General features: G+C 62.4%; 12 protein-coding genes. 7 read left to right on the forward strand and 5 right to left on the reverse strand.

What is annotated here, in order from left to right:
- Positions 1-113: 113 nt before the first annotated feature.
- The 3 genes from AB7I51_RS03735 to AB7I51_RS03745 all read right to left on the reverse strand — a co-directional run bounded on the left by AB7I51_RS03735 (position 114) and on the right by AB7I51_RS03745 (position 2,583).
- Positions 114-509 (reverse strand): hypothetical protein, encoded by a 396-nt coding sequence (locus AB7I51_RS03735; protein ID WP_428403897.1) that lies wholly within the window; start codon positions 507-509, stop codon positions 114-116.
- Positions 510-556: 47 nt separating this feature from the next.
- A complete protein-coding gene (locus AB7I51_RS03740; protein ID WP_428403898.1) occupies positions 557-1,723 on the reverse strand; it encodes an ATP-binding protein in 1,167 nt (388 codons plus the stop codon).
- A 128-nt stretch (positions 1,724-1,851) separates the two neighbouring features.
- Positions 1,852-2,583, reverse strand: coding sequence for a response regulator (locus AB7I51_RS03745; RefSeq protein ID WP_428403899.1), 732 nt, complete (start codon positions 2,581-2,583; stop codon positions 1,852-1,854).
- A gap of 370 nt (positions 2,584-2,953) precedes the next feature.
- On the opposite strand from AB7I51_RS03745, the gene ahcY reads away from it, so the two are divergent.
- The 7 genes from ahcY to addA all read left to right on the forward strand — a co-directional run bounded on the left by ahcY (position 2,954) and on the right by addA (position 16,897).
- Positions 2,954-4,363, forward strand: coding sequence for an adenosylhomocysteinase (ahcY, locus tag AB7I51_RS03750; RefSeq protein WP_428403900.1), 1,410 nt, complete (start codon positions 2,954-2,956; stop codon positions 4,361-4,363).
- Between the two features lie 217 nt (positions 4,364-4,580).
- On the forward strand, positions 4,581-5,129 hold the full coding sequence (locus AB7I51_RS03755; protein WP_428403901.1) for a nucleotidyltransferase family protein: 549 nt from the start codon (positions 4,581-4,583) through the stop codon (positions 5,127-5,129).
- A gap of 448 nt (positions 5,130-5,577) precedes the next feature.
- Positions 5,578-8,082, forward strand: coding sequence for an ATP-binding protein (locus AB7I51_RS03760; protein ID WP_428403902.1), 2,505 nt, complete (start codon positions 5,578-5,580; stop codon positions 8,080-8,082).
- Positions 8,079-9,617 (forward strand): tRNA (adenosine(37)-N6)-threonylcarbamoyltransferase complex ATPase subunit type 1 TsaE, encoded by a 1,539-nt coding sequence (gene tsaE, locus AB7I51_RS03765; protein ID WP_428403903.1) that lies wholly within the window; start codon positions 8,079-8,081, stop codon positions 9,615-9,617. The genes AB7I51_RS03760 and tsaE overlap by 4 nt, the downstream gene beginning before the upstream one ends.
- Positions 9,618-9,651: 34 nt before the next feature.
- Positions 9,652-10,344, forward strand: a complete 693-nt coding sequence (locus AB7I51_RS03770) for a nucleotidyltransferase family protein (protein WP_428403932.1) — start codon at positions 9,652-9,654, stop codon at positions 10,342-10,344.
- 5 nt (positions 10,345-10,349) lie between these two features.
- Positions 10,350-13,457 carry a double-strand break repair protein AddB gene (gene addB, locus AB7I51_RS03775; protein ID WP_428403904.1) on the forward strand — a complete coding sequence of 1,036 codons (3,108 nt, stop codon included), beginning with the start codon at positions 10,350-10,352 and terminating at the stop codon, positions 13,455-13,457.
- Positions 13,454-16,897: a double-strand break repair helicase AddA gene (gene addA, locus AB7I51_RS03780; RefSeq protein WP_428403905.1), complete on the forward strand. Its 3,444-nt coding sequence runs from the start codon at positions 13,454-13,456 to the stop codon at positions 16,895-16,897. The genes addB and addA overlap by 4 nt, the downstream gene beginning before the upstream one ends.
- A gap of 303 nt (positions 16,898-17,200) precedes the next feature.
- Here the strand turns inward: addA and AB7I51_RS03785 are convergent, their stop codons facing one another.
- Together AB7I51_RS03785 and AB7I51_RS03790 are read right to left on the reverse strand one after the other, a co-directional pair.
- The gene (locus AB7I51_RS03785; RefSeq protein ID WP_428403906.1) at positions 17,201-18,274 is read right to left on the reverse strand and encodes an AI-2E family transporter; all 1,074 of its coding nucleotides are present in this window, start codon (positions 18,272-18,274) and stop codon (positions 17,201-17,203) included.
- A 240-nt stretch (positions 18,275-18,514) separates the two neighbouring features.
- On the reverse strand, positions 18,515-21,175 hold the full coding sequence (locus AB7I51_RS03790) for a DUF2235 domain-containing protein (protein WP_428403907.1): 2,661 nt from the start codon (positions 21,173-21,175) through the stop codon (positions 18,515-18,517).
- Positions 21,176-21,321: the final 146 nt, after the last annotated feature.

Genomic DNA, 21,321 nt, shown 5'->3' on the forward strand with positions numbered 1-21,321 from the left:
CAACTTCCGCCGCCTGCTCGCATGGCTGGCGCTTCTGTGGGCCTTGTTCCTGAGCGTCCTCGACGACGCCAACGCCTCAAATCGCCGACTAATCGCCGCTTAAATCGCGTTCTTCACGGGCGACTATCGAGCGCTTCGGGCAGAGGCGCGCGCTTCACCAGCTCCACTAGCCAGGTTGCATGGTCGCCATGGATCAAGGGCAACCAACCGTCCTTGAGGAGCGATGTCTTGAAGAGGTCCGCGATCGTGGCCGACGATTCATATGTTTCGTCGGCGGCGAGGTCCTGACTATGCAGCCTGTAGTTCTTCCAGCGTTCGCCGCGGCCGATTGAGGGCGTGACGTCGTCCATAAGCGCAATCGAGAGCACGCGCGCGCCAAGTCTTTTATAGGCCCTGATTTGACTGGCGATAACCTGGTGCGTTCCGCAGGAATGCCAGGCCGGGTGCACAACTGCAACGGTTTTTCCCGACAGCGCGGCGCAGCCCGGATCTAATTGATGTATCGACATCCCGATGACCCTCTTTGGGCCGTCAAGGTCGGACTCGCTGGAGACATTTATTTGCTCAAGTTGTTTCGTTTTGTTTCGAAGGCCGCTTTCGGCAGCGACACTCTCGCGATCAAGCCGCCGCCAGTCCGCTCATCCAATGTGAGGCGTCCGTGGTGCGCTTCCACGATCGCGCGCGCAATCGCCAAGCCCAGCCCAAATCCCTCGCTTGCGTTCGAGGACGCGCCTAGGTCTCCTCGCTCGAACGGCTCTAGCATCGTTTGCCTCTTTTCCTGGGGGATGCCCGGACCCTTGTCGACGACCTCGACGACCGCTGCTTCATCGCTTTCCAACAGCCGGACCTCGGGGCTTTCCCCGTATTTTACCGAATTGTCTATTAGGTTGGAGAACGCGCGCTGCAGATCATCTGGGCTGCCGAGAACGTTGACGTGCTCGACTCCGTCGTAGCGCACGTCGGCGCCAACGTCGACGAACTCATCGGCAACCGATTGCAACAGGCTCGCCAGATCCAGGGGCGCCATCTCCTGCTGGAAACCGCCGCGCAAGTAGTCGAGGCAGCCGCCGACCATCGCCTCCATCTGGTCGAGGTCACGCAGCAGTTTCACTTTCGTTTCGCTGCTTTCGATGTATTCGGCGCGAAGACGCATTCGCGTGATTGGGGTCCGAAGATCATGGCTAACGGAGGTCAACATCCTCGTTCGTTGGGAGACCATCTCCGCGATGCGACGCTGCATCCGGTTGAAGGCCCGCGTCGCCTTGCGGACCTCTGCGGGGCCGGTCTCCGCTAGCTGTGCCGGAACGCTGTCAAGCCCGAAGGATTCGGCGGCGTTTGCGAAATTCGTGAGGGGACGCGTAAGCGACAACGCAGCCCATAAGGAGAAGACGAACAGACTGATCGCGACGAAGCCGAGGCTGACGATCACGAACCGAGGGAATCCGGGATGGCGGGTCAGAGCGCTTAGGACGAATTTCTGACCATCGTGCAGCGATCCGCTAAATTGCTTGTCGACATCGTGGGCTTCGACCTCGACTCCTGCGGGAAGGCGGGATCGGAAATAGACAGGATATCCCCCGTCGCGCACTGCGATTCCTGGCTCTGAGAGCGCGATGTGAAACTCTGGAAGGTTGGCGTTAAAGGCCGTGGCGATCGCTGATCTTTCGGTCGCTGAGGCGGCGTCCAAGGCCGTCAGGGCTGTCACGACGATGGAGGCGCTCAAGTCCCGAGGTCCGCCAGGAGCGGGTTCAGACAGGAAAAAGATCGTGGTGACCGCTGCGTGGAACAGTCCGACGCACAGGAGGAGGAGAAGTCCCAGCTGCACATTGATGTTCCGGAACGCAGCGATTCTCACTGAACGCTGACTTTCGCTGTAAACGTGTAGCCGAGTGAGCGGACTGTCTGAATATGCGCCGGGTCTCGCGGGTCGTTCTCGATCTTTTGACGAAGCCGGCTTATCAATATGTCCACGCTGCGCTCGGTCGTTGACGCCGCCTTCAGTTCGTCGCGCGAGAAGACTTTTCCAGGATTGCGGCAGAACATCAGCAATAGGTCAAATTCCGCGCTTGTCAGGATCACCCGTACGCCGGTTGGTCCTAACAGGCGTCGCGCGAAGGGGTCCAAAAGAAAGCCGGAAAAGCAATAGGCATTGATTTGCTGGGCAGGTCCGATGTCTGGAGCCGTCCGCCGAAGGACGGCGCCGATTCGCGCGAGCAGCTCACGCGGAATGAAGGGTTTGACCAGATAATCGTCGGCGCCGAGTTCGATGCCGAGTATCCGGTCCATGTCTTCGCCGCGCGCGGTCAACATGATCAATGGGGGGCTGCCCGTGTTCCGCAGACGAATGCAGATTGAAAGTCCGTCTTCGCCGGGGAGATTTATGTCGAGCACGATGAGGTCGACCTGCGCGCTGGCGAGAACCTCGTCCGCCTGCTTGCCGTCCCCGGCAAGCATCACCTTAAATCCTTGGTCCGTCAGATATCTCGATAGGAGTGATCTGATCTCTTCGTCGTCCTCGACGATGAGGATTCGTCGACTCTCGACCGCGCTTGATGCGGTTTGATTCAAGGCCAGTGATCTCATTTGTTCGCGGCGCCGGGCGAACGGCGAGTCGCCAGCCGAGAATTCCATTCAGGCGTGTCGAGATTCCGGCGCATTTGTTTCGATTTGTTGCCGCGACTCGGCCTGCTCAGCGGATAGACATAAAGAAATCTTTATATCTTTATTGCCTTTCTCCACCGCCCCTGATATAGGCTTGCGCCGAGCCGCTGGCCGAGGCCGGCGGCGCGAATTCGGTTGAGCCGTTCCGGCGTGTCATTCCCGGCGGGCCGCAGGCCCGACCGGGAATCTAGAGAAGCTCCAGGAATGCTGGCTCTGCTCTGGATTCCCGATCGCGCTTCGCGCGTCGGGAGTGACAGCCGCAACCGGGCCGCACGAAACAGAAGGATTTCGCATGACCGCACATCACTTTAACGATTTCGCCGTCACCGACCTTTCGCTCGCCGAATGGGGCCGCAAGGAAATCGCCATCGCCGAGACGGAAATGCCGGGCCTGATGGCGACCCGCGCCGAATTCGGTCCCGCGCAGCCCTTGAAGGGCGCGCGCGTCGCCGGCTCGCTGCATATGACCATCCAGACGGCGGTTCTGATCGAGACCCTGAAGGCGCTCGGCGCCGATGTGCGCTGGGCCTCGTGCAACATCTATTCGACGCAGGACCACGCCGCCGCCGCCATCGCCGCGACCGGCACGCCGGTATTCGCCAAGAAGGGCGAGAGCCTCGAAGATTACTGGGATTACACCCACAAGATTTTCGAATGGGGCGACGGCGGCTGCCCGAACATGATTCTCGATGACGGCGGCGACGCGACGCTGCTCATCCATCTTGGCCTGCGCGCCGAGCAGGGCGATACGGCCTTCCTCGAAACCGCCTCGAATGAAGAAGAGGAAGTCCTCTACGCCGCGATCAAGAAGCGCCTGAAGGCCAATCCCGGCTTCTACAAGCGCAACGCGGACGCGATCAAAGGCGTCACCGAAGAGACGACGACCGGCGTGCATCGCCTCTACGTCATGCACAAGGAGGGCAAGCTCCTTTGGCCGGCGATCAACGTCAACGACTCGGTCACCAAGTCGAAATTCGACAATCTCTACGGCTGCCGCGAGTCGCTGGTCGACGGCGTCCGCCGCGCCACCGACGTGATGATGGCCGGCAAGGTCGCCTGCATCGCCGGCTATGGCGATGTCGGCAAGGGCTCGGCGGCCTCATTGCGCAACGCCGGCTGCCGGGTGATCGTCACCGAAATCGATCCGATCTGCGCGCTGCAGGCGGCGATGGAAGGCTATGAAGTCACGACGATGGAAGAGGCGGCGCCGCGCGCCGACATTTTCTGCACGGCGACCGGCAATGTCGATGTGATCACCATCGAGCATATGCGCGTCATGAAGGACCGCGCGATCGTGTGCAACATCGGCCATTTCGACTCTGAGATTCAGGTCGCCGGCCTGCGCAATCTGAAGTGGCACAATGTGAAGCCGCAGGTCGACGAAATTGAGTTCCAGGACGGCAAGCGCATCATCCTGCTCGCGGAAGGGCGCCTCGTAAATCTCGGCTGCGCGACGGGCCATCCGTCCTTCGTGATGTCGGCGTCCTTCACCAATCAGACGCTGGCGCAGATCGAGCTGTGGACGAAGCAGGGCCAATATGCGGTCGGCGTCTATACGCTGCCCAAGCACCTCGACGAAAAGGTCGCCTCGCTCCATCTCGACAAGATCGGCGTCAAGCTGACCCAGATGACCGACGAGCAGGCGAAATATCTCAATCTGCCGAAGGAAGGCCCGTTCAAGCCGGATCATTACCGGTATTGATGGGCATTACCTTCCCTCGCACGCGCGAGGGTTGTTCACCACGTCATGGCCGGGCTTGTCCCGGCCATCCACGCCGAGCGGCGGCGCACAATGCGGGGCGGGAGGGGTCTCCATCATGACGAACCGGCCTAACGGAACGCTTTACACCGGCGTGACGAGCGGTCTGGGGCGGGGACAAGCCCGGCCATGACGGCGAGTGTCATTCGCTTGTGAGCGTATGGAAGCAACTCTTCAAAATCTCATCGTCAACGATCCCATCAGGTGGCCTGTCCTGAATTTTGTGCGGGAGTTGCGATTGCCGGATTGTTGGGTCGGCGCAGGCTTCGTCAGAAACGCGGTGTGGGATAATCTTCACGGTCGGAGTTCTTCGCTTCTCGATGGGGACGTCGATGTCATTTGGTTTGACCGCCATCGAGCATCGGAAGCTGAAGATGATTCGCTTGAAATTGCGCTGCGGAAAGCAGACCCGACTGTTCGCTGGTCGGTGAGGAATCAGGCGCGAATGCACTTGCGCAATCACGACGCTCCCTATGTTTCATCCGCAGACGCGATGCGTTTTTGGCCCGAGACGGCGACGGCGGTCGCGATAAGACGAACCTGCGGCGATTGTTGCGAGATTGCAGCGCCTTTTGGCCTAAGAGACTTGTTCCACATGGTTGTTAGGCCAACGCCGCGCTTCGCCGCCACGAAGCGCGAGATTTATGAAGACCGCATTCAGAAAAAGGATTGGACGAATAGGTGGCCGCTTCTTCGTGTCGAGGTCTGAGCGTTCGCTCGCGCGGATGGCTGGCGCCTCTCCCTGGACCGCGCGCCTCCAGGCGCGCATGACCGAGTGATCGTGGACTGGCGAGCCTGGAGGCTCGCGGTCCATTGCCTGGCCGCTCCGGAGCTTGTGTCGAATGGCGATATCCACGAGCCGAATTGGCGCATCGGCGCGACCGGCCTTCCTTGCCTGAACCGAGGCCGTTCTTTTGCGGCGTCTTTTCGCGCCTCGACGATTCCGTTTTGGGCTTTGGCGCTTTAGATTGAGGCTGATTCGCATCCGGCGCGACGGGCACGATCCTGCGCGCCGCAGGCTTTTGTCCACGTCCTGCGTGAACCGCTTACGGCGGTATTGTGATGAGCGCCCGCTATCGACCGTGGAGACCGGTTCTCTTGATGCGCCAACCTAATTGCAGGCTAGCCGACCGCCAGCAACCGGAGTCATCCTCGCAATGAAGGGATGGCGGCGCGCGACCGGCCAACACGGCGCTCCTCCTTTTGCCGGCGCTTCCCTCGGGTCTTTGCTCCTGTGGCTCAATGCGGCGCCGGCGCGCGGCGCAGGCTTCCTCGACGATCCGCCGATCGAGCCGCATCTCGTCAGCTTCGCCTTGAGCGGCGGCTTGGCGATTTTCGCCGCGGCGATCGTGATCAGCTATCTGCGCGAGCGCGCCGTCTGGCGTCGGCGCGACGCCGCGTTGAGCGTCGAACTCGACGATTCGCGCGCCCAGCTCGACCGGGCGAAAAACTTCCTTGCGTCCGAGCCGCAGATTTTCGTCGCCTGGAAGGCGCCTGACGCCGAACCGGACATTCATTCGTCGTCGCTCGTCATGACCGGCGCCGCCGCCGCGCCGCGCCGCATTTTGAACTTCGACGCCTGGCTTGCGCCAAAAGACGCGCTGGAGCTGGAAAGCGCGGTCGAGCGGTTGCGGAAGAGCGGCGAAAGCTTTCGCCTGGCGGTCATTGGCGTCGCCGGACGGCACTTCGACGCAGAGGGGCGGGCGGTCGGCGGCGGTGTCGTGCTGCGCATTCGCGAAGTCTCCGGCGACCGCTTGGAGCTGATCGGCCTGCGCGAGCGCTACGCCGCGGCGCAATCCGAACTTAACGGCCTGCGCGCGATGCTCAAGGCGCTGCCGGCGCCATTTTGGATTCGTGACGAGGCGGGCGAACTGGTCTTCGTCAACGACGCCTATGCGCAGGCGGTCGAAGCGAAGAGTCCCGAAGACGCCATCTCCCGCAAATTGGAGCTGCTCGACCAGTCGGCGCGCAGCGCTGCCGAACGGGCGCGGCTGAACAACAACGTCTGGCGCGAGCGCGTCAACGCGGTGGTCGCCGGCGAACGCCATCAGCTCGACGTGACGCAGGCGGCCGCCTCGGGCGCCGCCGCCGCCATCGCCATCGACCGGCGCGAGATCGAAACGGTGCGCGCGGACCTCGAACGGCAGATGCAATCGCATGTCCGCACGCTCGATCAGCTGCCGACGGCGGTGGCGAGCTTCGATCGCTCGCGCCGTCTGATCTACAGCAATGAATCTTACGCCAAGCTGTGGCAGCTCGATCCGAACTTCCTTGAACAACAGCCGACCGACGGGCAGATTCTCGACCGGCTGCGCGCCGAGCAGCGCGTTCCCGTCGAATCGGATTACCGCGCGTGGAAGGAAAGGCTGTTTGAAGCCTATCAATCGCCGGAGCCTGTCTATCACACGTGGCACCTGCCGAACGGCCGGATCATTGACGTCGTCGCGCATCCTAACCCGAAAGGCGGCGTCACCTATCTCTATGACGACGCCACCAAGGCCTATGATCTTGAAACGCGCGTCAATGCGCTCGCCCGCATGCAGAGCGAAACGCTCGACACGCTGCATGAGGGCGTCGCGGTCTTTGGCTCCGACGGGCGCCTGACGTTCAGCAATCCCGCCTTCGCCAGCCTGTGGCGGCTCGATCCTCAGGATCTGTCGAAGCGGCCGCGCTTCGAGGCGCTCGCCGCCAAATGTTGCGCGCTTCATCCGGAAGAGGAGACATGGGCGGCGCTGCAGGGCTTCGTCACCGGCCTCAATGAAATGCGCGAAGGCTTCACCCGGCGCATCGAGCGCAATGACGGCGTCGTCCTCGACTGCGCGGCGCAGCCTCTGCTCGACGGCGCCGCGCTCCTTACTTTCGTTGACGTTTCGGCCGACGTGAGCGTCGAACGCGCATTGACGGATCGCAACAAGGCGTTGCTCGCCGCCGAAAAACTGCGCAACGACTTCATTCATCACGTCAGCTACGAATTGCGCTCGCCGCTCAACAACATCAACGGCTTCGTGCATCTTCTCGGCGAGGCGTCGACAGGGCCGCTCAATCCGCGCCAGCGCGAATATCTCGGCTATGTGAGCAAATCCTCGGCGGCGCTGCTCGCCATTGTCGACGATATTCTCGATCTCGCGACGATCGACGAAGACGCGATGGAGCTTGAGTTCTCCGACGTCGACGTCGAGGCGACGATGCGCGCCGCGATCGAAGGCGTGCAAGACCGTCTCGTCGAAAATTCGATCGACGTGCAGATCGTCCCCATGGACGACGTTGGAGCCTTCCGCGGCGACGCCAAGCGCGTGCGCCAGATTCTGTTCAATCTTCTGTCGAACGCCATCGGCTTCTCGCGTCCAGGCCAGACGGTCACGCTCGTCGCGATGCGGCGCGGAAACGAAATCGTCTTTAAAGTCACCGACCGCGGGCGCGGCATGTCGCCCGAAATTCTCGAACGCGTGTTCGATCGATTCGCCTCGCACACCGCCGGCTCGCGCCACCGGGGGGTGGGACTTGGCCTCTCCATCGTGCGCGCCTTCGTGGAGCTTCACGGCGGCAAGGTCTACATCGATTCCGCGCCTGGCGAAGGCACGACAGTGACCTGCATTTTTCCTGCGCATGCCGCGCATGAAGCGGCGAGTCTCGCGGCGGCGGGCGTGGGAGGCGCCGAATGAGCGACGATCCCGCGCAAAAATCGGTCTGGCGGCTCGACATTGGCAGCGAGGCCGAAACGATCGAACTGGCGCAGGAATTTTCGACTCTCGTTCGTTGCGGCGACGCTGTCATGCTCTCCGGCGATCTCGGCGCCGGCAAGACGACTTTCGCGCGGGCGCTCATTCGCGCCCTGGTCGAGGACCCGGCGCTTGAGGCGCCAAGCCCGACCTTCACGCTGATGCAGATTTACGAGGGCGCCGGGAAACGCGTCGTCCACGCCGACTTCTACCGGCTCGAGGACGCTGCGGAACTTGCGGGTCTCGGCTGGGAAGAGGCGACCGACGATTCGATCGTGCTTGTCGAATGGGCCGAACGCGCGCGCGAAGCGCTCTCGCCCGATCGCCTCGAAGTGCGCTTAAGCTTCGTCGATGGCGACAATCGCGAGGCGCGGCGCCTGACCATTTCCGGCTATGGCCGATTCGTCTCGCAGCTTGCATCCTTCAAGGCGATTCGCGAACTTCTGCGCAAGTCGGGCTGGGCCGGCGTCGCGCGAAGTTTTCTGCAAGGCGACGCCTCGACGCGCGCTTACGAGCGTCTCGAACAGCCGGACGGGCGCCGCGCCATTCTGATGATCTCGCCGGCGCGTCCCGATGGACCGCCGATTCGATACGGCAAATCATACAGCGCCATCGCGCGTCTTGCTGAAAATGTCGTTCCTTTCGTCGCCCTGTCGCAAGCGCTGCGCGGATTGGGACTCTCGGCTCCCGAAGTCTACGCCATGGACCTCGACGCCGGCTTGCTGATCATCGAGGATCTTGGCGGCGAGGGCGTCGTCGATGACAATGGCCCCATCGTCGAACGCTATCTTGAGGCGGCGGGCGCGCTCGCCTTTCTTCACGCGCAGCACTTGCCGGATACGATCGCGATCGAAGGCTATGGCGATTATCGTATCCCGCCCTATGATCTCGATGCGCTGCTGATCGAAGTGGAATTGCTCGTCGACTGGTATCTGCCGCGCGTGAAGGCGCCGATCTCGTCGGGCGCGCGCGCCATTTTTCTCAATCTCTGGCGCCAGGCGCTCGTCCAAGCGGCGACCGCCGCGCCGAGCTGGACTCTGAGGGACTATCACTCTCCCAATCTTTTGTGGCTTGCGCAGCGCAACGGCTTGGCGCGGGTCGGCATGCTCGATTTTCAGGACTGCGTGCTCGGCCATCCCGCCTATGACGTCGCGTCGCTGGGGCAGGACGCCCGCGTCGACGTGTCCGACGATTTGGAGTTGAAGCTTCTCGCCGCTTACGCCAAACTGCGGCGCGACGCCGATCCTGCGTTCGATATGGCCGCTTTCGCCAAGGCTTACGCGATCCTGGCGGCGCAGCGCGCGACGAAGATATTGGGGATTTTTGCGCGACTCGATCGACGCGACGGCAAGCCGCAATATCTCGGGCATCTTCCGCGCGTTGAATCCTATCTTAGAAAAAGCCTGCGCCATCCGGCGCTGGCGGACGTTAAGGCTTGGTATGAGGCCAACATCCCCGGCTTGTTTCGAGACGCCTGATCGGCCGACGCCTGCGCCGGCGCCGAGCGTCGCCATGGTGTTCGCCGCCGGGTTGGGGACGCGCATGCGGCCGCTGACCGAGACGACGCCGAAGCCGCTGGTTTCCGTCGCCGGCCGCACGCTCCTCGACCGCGCGCTCGACGAATTCGAACAGGCCGGCGTCGAAACGGCGATCGTCAATGTCCATCATCTCGCGGATCAGATCGAGGCCCATCTCGCTGCCCGCGCTCATCCGCGCATCGTTATCTCCGACGAGCGCGGGCTGCTGCTCGATCAGGGCGGTGGAATCAAGAAAGTCCTTCCCCTCATCGGCGACGATCCCTTCTTCGTCTGCAACACCGACGCCTTTTGGGTCGATGCGGCGCGCTCCAACATTCTCGCGCTCGCCGAAGCCTTCGACGCCGACAGGATGGACGCGGCGCTCTTGCTCGCGCCGACCATTGGAAGCGTCGGCGTCGACTGGGACGGCGATTTCGATCTTGACGCCGAGGGGCGCATCGTCCGACGCGATGGCGCCAAGCCCTATGTCTACGCCGGCGTCGGATTGATGAAGCCGCAGCTCTTCGCTGGCGTTGCGGATGATGTCTTCAAGCTCGCGCCGTTCTTTTTTGACGCCGCCAGCAAGGGACGGCTCTATGGCGTCGTCTCTAGCGGTCTCTGGCTTCACGTCGGCGCCGTCGCCACGATCGACGAAGCCGAACGGGCGATTGCGGCGCGCCGGGGCTGAGAGCGATGCTCGCGCGCCGGCGCAATCTTTTCACCATTGCGCCTGGCGCGCCATTTCTGAGGACCTTCGTTCGCGCTCTACTCGACGGCGAGATCGTTCCGGCGCTGTCGCGCGAAACGGCGCCGCTGACGATGACCCGCGCCACGATCTATGTGCCGACGCAACGCGCGGCCCGCGCGCTGGCGGCCGAATTCGCCGAGGCTTTGGATGCGCGCGCGACGCTGTTGCCGCGCATTCTGCCGCTCGGCGCCCTCGAGGAGCGCGAGAACGCCGCGCTGTTCGGCGCAGATTTCGACATCGACGCCGAAGCGCCGCTCGCCGCGCCGATAGAAGAGCTGGAGAGACGCCTTCTCCTGTCTCAGCTCATCTTGCAATGGGCGGAAGCTTTGGGGCGCGCGATCATCTCGATCGATCCGACCGGCGCGCCCAATTTGCATGACAGCGAACCGCTGCTTGTCGCATCGACGCCCTCGGCCGCCTATGCGCTTGCCGCCGATCTCGGCGCGCTGATCGATGAATTGCACATTGAAGACGTCTCAGTGGACGCCTTCGAAACGCTGAGCGACGACGCCTATAGCGAATTTTGGGCGATCACGACGCGATTTCTGCGGATCGCCTTGCACGAATGGCCCCGGATTCTCTTTGAGCGCGGGCGGATCGACGCCAGCGCCTATCAAAAGCGCCTTGTCGAAGCACAGATCGAGGCGCTGACCCGTGCGCCGCCGACTGCGCCGGTGATTGCGCTAGGCTCGACGGGCGCACAGCCGGCGACGGCGCGGCTTCTCGCCGCCATTGCTACGCTCGACAATGGCGCGGTGGTTCTGCCGGGCCTTGATCAGTCCATGAGCGAAAACGCGTGGGCGAGCGTCGGCCAGGCGGACGACGCCGGAGAACCAGCCTTTACTCATCCGCAAACCATGTTGAAACGCCTGCTCGCCACAATCGGCGTCGCGCGCGACGAGCCGCGCGAACTCGCGCGCCTCACGCCTGCGCTTGCGGCGCGACGAGCGTTCGTGTCGCAAGCCATGGCGCCGGCGCAAGCGACTTCCGCATGGCGCGACTATCAGGCGAGCGAGAGCGGCGGCTTCGCGCAGGCGCTGGAAGGCGTCATTTCGCTCGAGGCGCCCGACGAGCGGTTGGAAGCTTTGACGCTCGCGCTGTTCATGCGCGAAGCGCTGGAGACGCCCGGCTGCACGGCGGCGCTGGTCACGCCGGATCGGCTCATCGCGCGGCGCGTCGGCGCCGAGCTGCGGCGCTTCGACATCGAGATCGACGATTCCGGCGGCATGCCAATGGCGCGGACATCGATCGGCGCGCTGGCGCGGCTTGTCGCAGCGATCGGATCGGATCGCGCGGGCGCCGTCAATGTCGCGGCGCTGCTTGCGCATCCGCTGGCGGCGTTGGGGCTTTCGCGCGCGCGCGTCGCCGCGCTGGCCCCGCTCGTCGAGATCGGCGTGCTGCGTGTCTTCGCTGAGCCTGACGGGCGTTGGGCGTCGCGCGTCGCATCGGCGCGCGAATTGGCGCGTGCAAAGCATGCGCATCCGGCGGTGCGGCGCATGACCGACGATGAATGGTTCAAGATCGAAGACGCCTTGGCGCGCATCGACGCCGCTTTCGCGCCGATCGCGGCATTGGCGCCGACGGCCTCGCTTGCCGATCGCGCACGGGCGCATCGCGCCGCGCTCGACGCCGTGATCGCCGGCGTCGAAGAGCTTGATGAAGAAGGCGCCTCGGCGCTGTTCGAACTCTTTGACCGGCTCTCGCGCGCCGAGGCGCCGCCGGGGTTTGACGCGCATAATTATGCGGCGCTGTTTGATCGACTCCTTTCCGAGACGATGCTGCGTGGTCCGAGGCGCGCGCATCCGCGGCTAAAGATTCTCGGACCATTGGAAGCCCGGCTCATCGACGCCGACCTCATTCTGCTCGCCGGACTGGACGAAGGCGTATGGCCGCCGCAGACTGACACGGGCGCCTTTCTCAATCGCTCGATGCGCGCGCAACTCGGCCTGATGGCGCCGGAGCGGCGCATCGGCCAGAGCGCGCATGATTTCGTCATGGCGCTCGGCGCCAAGCGTGTCGTGCTGAGCCGCGCCGTCAAGCGCGACGGCGCGCCGACCGTCCCCTCGCGCTTCATCTCGCGTTTCGCAGCGCTCGCTGGCGACGCCTTCGCCGACTGCAAAAAGCGCGGCGACGCCATGCTCGCCATCGCCGCGGCGTTGGATCGGCCAAAGGAGACGACATCGATCGAACGACCGCAGCCGCGCCCCGCTCTCGCGCTGCGCCCGCAACGCTTGAGCGTCACCCGCATCGAACGCCTGCGTCGCGATCCTTATGCGATTTTCGCCGAATATGTTCTCAAACTCGCGCCTCTGGCGCCGATCGGCAGGGAGGCCGGCGCACGGGAAATCGGCATGGCGATTCATGACGCGCTTGCCGAATTCGTTACGCGAAATCCTCACGGCGCGCTTCCTCTTGACGCGCGTGACAAGCTGCTCGATCTCGCGCGCGAGAAGCTCGACGGTTTCCTGTCTGATCCGTCTTTCGCAAGCTTCCAATGGCCGCGGATTGAAGCCGGGCTCGATCATGCGTTGAGCTTCGAACAGGAGCGACGCGCGCGCGGCTGCGAGATCCATGTCGAAATTTCTGGCGAGATGGCGCTGACGCTCTCCGACGAAATTCTATTTCGCGTGACCGCAATCGCGGATCGCATAGAGGTCGACAGAGAAGGCCAAGCCTATGTCTTCGACTATAAGACGGGCGCGCCGCCGTCCAACAAGCAGGTGAAGGTCGGCTGGTCGCCGCAGCTGACGTTGGAGGCGGCGATGATCGAAGCCGGCGCGTTCGGCGAAATCGGCGTGCGAAATGTCGCCGGCGCCGCCTATATCGGATTGGGCAAGGGCGGCAAGACACAATGGCTCGAATGGACTGATGTGGGCTTTGCCGACATCGTCGCGGCGCATCGCGCGCAACTCCAAGAACTCCTGTCGCAGTTTCGCGAAGAGTCGATGCCCTATGCGTCCCGCCCGCATCCGGCGTTCCTCACCGATGTCGGCGACTATGATCATCTGGCGCGGGTGAAGGAATGGATGCGCGGCGGCGGAGAGTCGGCATGATCGACCGACCTGTCGGCGGTCTGACAATCAAACGTCAGCAAACCGCCTCCGATCCATTGGCGTCCGCCTGGGTTTCGGCGCATGCCGGGTCGGGCAAAACCCATGTGCTGGCGCAGCGGGTTTTGCGGCTGCTGCTGGCCGGCGCGCGTCCATCGCAGATTCTCTGCCTCACCTACACCAAGGCCGCCGCCGCAAATATGGGGTCGCGGGTTTTCGACAGGCTCGCGCGCTGGGCGACGCTCGACGATTCTTCGCTCGCCAAGGACATCGCCGAAATGGGCGCAACAATCGGGTCGCGCGGAGATCTTGATTTCGCCCGGCGGCTTTTCGCGCGCGCCGTCGAGACGCCCGGCGGACTCAAAATCCAGACGATTCACGCCTTCTGCGAGAAGCTGCTTCACATCTTTCCGCTTGAAGCCAATGTTCCGGCGTCCTTCCGCGTCGTCGACGATCTCGAACGCGCGGAGCTGATGAACGCCGCGCGTCGGCGCGCCCTCGACGCCGCGACGCGTGACGGCGGGCTGCTGCGAAAGGCGCTGGAGAGCGTCGCTCGCGAGGCTTCCGCAGCGGGGTTCGACTCGCTCTGCGAGGAATTGCTGCAGCATCGCCAGAAAATCGCGCGCATGCGCGAGCAGGACGATTATGACGCGAGAGTCTTCGCCGCGCTCGGTCTGCGCGCTGATGAAACGCTGGCGCGGATCGAAGCGGCGATCATCGACGACGGCGAACCGCCGGCGGCATGGCCGACGCTCGCCAAATTGCTGCGCGTAGGGTCGAGCAATGACGGCAAGCTCGCCGATTCGCTCGAGCGCGCCTTCGCTTTGGCGCCGAATCCGGAGTGCATCGACGACTATCTCTCGGCCTTTTTCACCAAGGATGGCGATCCGCGCGGCGTCGGAAAAGCCAAAATCGTCACCGGCCCGCTTGCCAAGCGCGAACCGCAGCTTCTCGCGCGAATGGAGACCGAGCGCGACAGGCTCGTTCCGCTCATCGAAAAGCGCAAGGGCGCGGCCGTCGCCGCGCGCTCGCTGGCGCTCCATGCGCTCGGCGACGCGATCTTAGGCGAATATGAGCACGCCAAAAGGCGGCGCGGGCTGCTCGACTATGATGATTTGATCGAAGGCGCGCGGCGCCTGCTCCATCGTTCGAGTCCGTCATGGGTTCTCTACAAGCTCGATGCGCAAATCGATCACATCCTGCTCGACGAGGCGCAGGATACGAGTTCGGCGCAATGGGACATTCTGGCCGCGATCGCCGACGAATTCTGCGCCGGCGCCGGCGCCCGCGAAGGAAGACGCGGTCCGCCGCGCAGCTTCTTCGCGGTCGGCGACGAGAAACAGTCGATCTTTTCCTTCCAAGGCGCCGCGCCCGAAAGATTCGAGGCGATGCGGCGCGAATTTCGTCTCAGATTCGAACGCGCCGAGCGACGCTTCGAAGCGGTGACGCTCACCCAATCCTTTCGCTCGGCGCCCGGCGTGTTGCAAGCCGTGGACGATGTTTTCGCGATTGAAGCAAATCGTCTCGGTCTAAGTTTCGATTTGCAGGAGCCGGCGCCAAGGCATGAGGCGTGGAAATCCGACGTTGCCGCGCTTATCGAAATCTGGGAGCCGATCGGCCCCGAAAAGGCGCCGGACCCAAGCGATTGGCGCCTGCCGCTCGACTACGCCGATGCGGGCGACCCGAATGAGAAGCTGGCGCAAAAGCTCGCGCGCAAGATCAGGGCGCTGCTTGCGCCGGAGAACGGCGAATGCGTCGAGGATAGCGGCGTTTTGCGCCCGGTCGAAGCCGGCGACATATTGATTCTCGTGCGCAAGCGCGGTCCGCTTTTCGAGGCGATCATTCGCGCCTTGAAGAGCGAACATGTCGCCGTGGCCGGCGCCGACCGTCTAAATCTCGCCGACCACATCGCCGTGCATGATCTTATCGCGCTTGGACGCGCGGCGCTGCTGCCGCAAGATGATCTGACATTGGCGAGCGTGCTGAAGTCGCCCTTCTTCGGCTTCGACGATGACGCTCTCATCGCGCTCGCGCCGGGCCGGCGCGCGTCGCTTATCGAAGCGCTCGCCGAGTCCGAAGACCCGCTTTGCCTCGCCGCCGCTGAACGTCTGCAGCGTTTGCGACGCGACGCCGCTGAGCGCGCGCCCTTTGATTTCTACAGCCATGTTCTCGGCCCTGACGGCGGACGCGTACAGCTCGTCGCGAGACTTGGGAGCGAAGCCGAAGACGCGCTCGACGAATTCTTGAAACTTGCGGCTAGCTTCGAACGCGAAGAGCCGCCATCGCTCGTAAAGTTTCTGGCGATGGCCGAGTCGCTCGATCTGTCGATCAAGCGCGATATGGAATCGGCCGGCGGCGCGGTGCGGGTGATGACCGCTCATGCGGCCAAGGGCCTGGAGGCGAAAATCGTCTTTCTGCCCGACACCTGCGGCGCGCCCGCCGGCAAGCATGATCCGAAGCTTTATGTGTTCGGCGCTGAGGACGAAGCGGTTCTCCTCTGGTCGCTCGGCATGGACAGCGATCCCGCCGCGCTCAAAGCGGCGCGTGACGCGCATCGGCGCAGCGAGCATCACGAAAGCCAGCGCCTGCTCTATGTCGCGCTGACGCGCGCGGAAGAGCGGCTCTATATCTGCGGCGCTCACGGCGCGCGGGGGCGAGCAGAGGGCTGCTGGCACGACGCCATTCGCCAGGCGCTCGAACCGAGCTGCGAGATTTTTCCCGACCCGCTGGAACCGACATCGACCGTTCTGCGACGCGGCTCAGCCTTGCCGCGATTTGATCTTGCGAGAGGGGAGCAGGCGTCCGTCGACGTCGACCTTCCCGCTTTCGCCAGCACCAAGGCGCCGCGCGAAGACACGTCGGCGCCACCACTGCGTCCGTCGAGCGCGCTCGCCGGCGCCGACGAGATCGACTTCGCCGGTCAGAGTCCGGCGAACGCGGACCAAGCGGAGCGATTGCTGCACGGGCGACTGGTTCACGCGCTGTTGCAGCATCTGCCCGCCTGCGCGCCAGACCATCGGCGAGAGGCGGCGCGGCGTTTTCTTTTAGCGCGGGGCGGTTTCCTGGACGAAGATAAACAGGAGATGCTGGCGCAATCGGCGCTCGCGATCATCGGCGACCCGCGGCTTGCGCCGCTTTTCGGACCGGACTCGAGTCCGGAAGTCGACATCGTCGCAACGCTCGAGAATGGCGCGGTCGTCTCGGGTCGCATCGACCGGCTGGCGGAAACGGCGGGCGAAGCGCTGATCGCCGAATTCAAGACGGGCCGGCCGCGCGGAAAAATCGAAGACGCGCATCTGCGTCAGCTCGCGCTTTACCGCGCCGCGGTCGCGCCGTTTTTTCCGGGCAAGCGGTTGCGCTGCTTTCTGATCTATACGCAGAACGCCAGCGTGTTTGAGGCCGAGGAGACGGCGCTGGCCGCCGCGCTCGAAAGCGCGCTTTAAGACGACGCCATGAAATTGCTGATACGACATCCGTCTAAACGGCTGGGTTGTCATTCCCGACGCGCGCATAGCGCGCGATCGGGAATCCAGAGCAAACGCAGCGCTCCTGGATTGGCTCTGGATTCCCGGTCAGGCCTTCGGCCTGCCGGGAATGACAAGGTCCAAGCGAACTGAGCAAGCGGAATTTGTATGAATCGGTCGCGGAGCTTTGGCGAGCCTGGAGGCTCGCGTTCCAATGGCGCGCATTCTGGACCGCGAGCCTCCAGGCTCGCATGGTCGCGAACAAGCCGGGGTTGGCGCGCTCTAAGCTGATTGATCGGGTCCGACGCGCCGGCGCCAGAATTCCAGCAACAAGGGGCAAAGCGTCATGACGATCGGTCCGAGAACGATGCCCGAAGCGCCGAATAATTGCAGGCCGCCGAGCATCGCGATGAAAGCAGGCACGGTGTGCAGCCGCATGCTGTCGCCTATCAGCAGCGGCCGAACCAGATTGTCGATGCTGGCGATCACCACGCCGCCCCACAGGCCGAGAATGAGAGCTGCGACCCAGCGGCCCTCGATCAAAAGATAGATCGTCGCCGGTATCCAGATGACGAAGGAGCCGAGCACTGGCACGATCGACACGAGCCCCATGATCAGGCCCCACAGCGCCGGCGAGTTCAGGTTGAGCGCCCAGAACATGCAACCGCCGAGCAGGCCCTGCAGGGCGGCGACGGCAAGCGTTCCGAAAATGATCGCATGGATCGTATCGCGCACGCGCACGATGATCTTGCCGGTTTCGAGATTTGAAAAGGGCGACAGCCGCGCCATCATTTGAAGCGCCGCCGCCCGGTCGCGCAATAGAAAGAAGAGCAGATAGAAGGCGAGCAGCGTTGTGATCACCTGGCCCGTCGAGGCGCGCAAGAAATTGGCGGCGAGATTGGTGAGGAACGCGCCGACCTGGGAGAAAATCGACTGAAGATCGAACCGGCGCTCGATCCACTGTTGCAGATTGGCGAGCCAAGGATGCGCCTTGAGCATCACTCGCCAATCGCCTTCCTGCGCCGCTTGCTGGACATAGGCGACGCCCGACGCGGCCTCGCTGACGATCTGTTCGACCACGAGCAGCAGCGGGCCAACGACGACGAGCCCGATGATCAGAACGGAGACGCCTGCCGCGAGCGAACGCGGTAGAATGCGCTCCAGCAGATGCTGTGGACGAATGAACAGAACCGCAAGCACAAGCGCCCACGTAAGCGCCGGCAGAAAGGGCGCGGCGACCAGCAGGGCGGCCCCAATAAAGGCAAGCGTGACGGCGAGTCTCGCGAGCACAAAAACGTCGATCGAGAATTTCTGATCCTGATCGACCAGGGCCGCCGCTTCCAGCTCCTCGTGCATTTCTCGCCTCGTCGCTGCGTTCAGCCTATAGACAGGGCGCGTCGCTGGCGAGGCAAGGTGGCGACCGTGGCGATCGCCTGTGAAAGCTCGGATGAACGCGGCAGCAAAGGAATAACAAGACGTTTGCGGATCGCGCTCAGTTCGTTTAGCCGCCGTGGCGTTGATCGTCTCAGATGATGGCGATCTTGATAATATTTCGGCTTGGTCGGGCCTCCTTAGCGAAGGCCCGACCAAATGCGGTCACTTTGCGCGTTCCGCGTTCGCGACCGACAATGATTCTCCAAAGGGAACGCGCTGCACAGTGATCGTCGCAGAGCCAAGATTGTTTTTGTAGAATTCATCAAAAAATCCGAAAACAGGCATGACGTCATTTACGAAGAGAAACAACTCGCCAGTTTTGTGCGCGTCGAATTCCGCTATGAATACTTTCCGCGTTTTCGGCAGGTTGCGGCAATCCGGCCCTTCCCGTTCGCGATTCGCAGCATTGTCAAAAACGCGCTGCGCGCCCTTCTGATCGGTGTCGTCGAGATGACTGAAAGAGTTGATGTTGAGGGGGGAAGCAGAGCATTGCTCCCTAGTTTTATAGTTATGCGCTTCGCAATATTCGGGCGACTCTTCGTAGCGCCTTGGCGTTGCGGGACATTTGGCGTTGACAAGCGTAGCCGCCCGGATTTCGTTGCGATTGACGTCTTTGAATTGGAGAGGCCATTCTTCGCCGCCAGTTTCGCCGACTATGCGCGCGATGGGATGGAACCAAGGGTCAAACGCCCACCGCAGCAGCGGACGCGATATCGAGAACGCGGGTTCCGCAATGAGAGGCGTTTCGAAGCCAGCAGCATCGGTCACAATCGTGCGATCGACCCACGCTTCCTTGACGATCAGCGTCAAAAGGTACTTCTGACCCTTTGTTACCTCAAGCTCGCTCGGCCAGCAGGGCGCACTGGTTGCGAAGTCAGAGGCGGCTGTGACGGGCATCTCATTGACGGGGCGAAGGTCTTTTGCGGATGAACGCACGCAGAAGCTCGCGAAGTTGGCGCCGGCTCGGAAGTCGAAAACCAGTCGGCTAAACAGAACGCCGAAGAATAGGATGAGCACGAGGCCCCACATCACGGGCACAGCCCCACGGGCGCTTATATGATAGGCGCTTTTGAAAAATTCATTCGTCCGCAGCCAGCGTGTGGCCTTTCCCCACCTCGATAGCACACCGTCTTTCTTTGGCTCACCGTGCTTCGTCCAGGCCTTGTAGGTGAAGTCGCTGATTGCTCTCGCGAGCACGTCGCTCAACTCGTAGAGCGTTACGATCAACAAGATGAGGTTCAAAAATATGGCTGGATGCTCGCGCAGCGTCTGCAAGTAGGGACCAACATAGCCTGCAACGTTCGGGACGAGGAACCCGATGATCGGACCAATTGCGTTTCCGAAGCCTTCCCATACGCACAACCAATAGTCGACGCCGGGAATGCCTTTTACCCTCTCGCAAAGCCAGTCGCTCAAGCCGTCCGCGTAAGCGGGCAGTGCAAGAAAAGCGGCGATCAAAGCCAACATCGCGAAATAAATTAGGCGCCGCCACCAAATCCGATCCTGAGCCTTTTCCAGTATCGCTTCTTTGGGACCATCGAGTGATTTTATGGCCGCGAAGGGCCGTACAAGGCTGGCATCTGCTTTGACGCCTCTCAAACCAACGGGAATGATACCCTGTTCAGAGAGGATGTCGGAAACGAGACCGTTCGGCAGCGGCACCCTCGCGTTTTTCGTCAGCGGCGACGGCGTATAGCGGTCGTTGCCGAAGGCGATGCGTTCGATCACGCTGTAATGGACGAGCGGGGCCTCGAATTCCGTTTCACCGAAGCGCGAGCGTCCCTGAGCGTTGCGTGGTGCATAGCGGTAGAGCGCCCCGGTCATGCTGCGCGAATCATGTTTGGGCGCACTAAAGGATGCTGCTTCTCTCCAGTGCCTCTCGGCGTCTGGAAAAAACGTCAGTCCATCGCCCTTGTTCAGCCGTTCCGCATTATTCAGCTCGTCGAGCATCCATACCAGCGGGACGTAGGAGAGCGCGCCATCGGGGTAGCCGCCGCCGACGTCCGAGTGCGCGCCGGCGAACCAGACTTCCTTGATGCGATTCCGCGCTGTCTCGGGATTTTCGTCCTCGCTCGGCTCGATACGAAGCGGATGGAAAGATGTGCGCTCGTCATCGAGCGCGAGCGCGTGGCGCACATTTCTTGCAATCGTGCTCATGCGGCCGTTGCGATACGAAATCGGCCAGATGAGCCGATCAATCGCCTGCCGCATTTCATCGATTGGAACGCCGAAAGCCTCGACTGTGTCGAACAGGCCTACGAACTCGATCCAGGGCTGTTCCTGTACTTTTTCTGCCTTTTCGTAATCCGTCTTGTAAAAATGTCGGCGTAATTCTTTGAGCTTATGGACGATAGAAACCGCCGGAGGCCGCTCGTACCACTTCCAGTTTCTTGCGATCTCGAGCCGATAGTCGGTATAAGCCGCGTTCGCGTATTTCTGCATCTCATTACGGTCGATTGAATGTGTCGTGCCATCCGGATTTGGCTGATCTTTGGCGACAATCCCCTGGTTCGCGATGAGTCCGATCAACGTACGGATTGTAAAGGCTCCGCGACTAAAGCCGAACATATAGATCTTGGCGCCCGGCTCCCAATTGTCGCAGAGAAAGGCATAGAGCGTGCGAACGTTTGCAGGGACGCCAACGCCTGTGGCGCCATCAAATATCGCCCAAGGCTTGAATGATGAGGTGCCGACTCCGGCGAGATAGAGGGTGGCTGTGTCATTCGACGCGTCGAGCGCCTCGGAAAGGCGCCAGACATTCGATTCCTGAGTCGAGAAGGCGTTGCCGGTGCCATCGGCAAACAAAACTATTTTCTTGGCCATAGTTAGCTCGCTATAAATATTGTTGAAAATAGGGACCGAAAAAATCGGCGAGAAAGAGTATAATTCAAAGAGGTACGTTCGGCAATGCCCCATAATTATTGCGAGCCGCCTGGGACAGGTTCGGGAATCGGGCCGGCGCGAGGCCG

The sequence above is a fragment of the Methylocystis sp. genome (genome assembly GCF_050246715.1).
Classification (GTDB): domain Bacteria; phylum Pseudomonadota; class Alphaproteobacteria; order Rhizobiales; family Beijerinckiaceae; genus Methylocystis.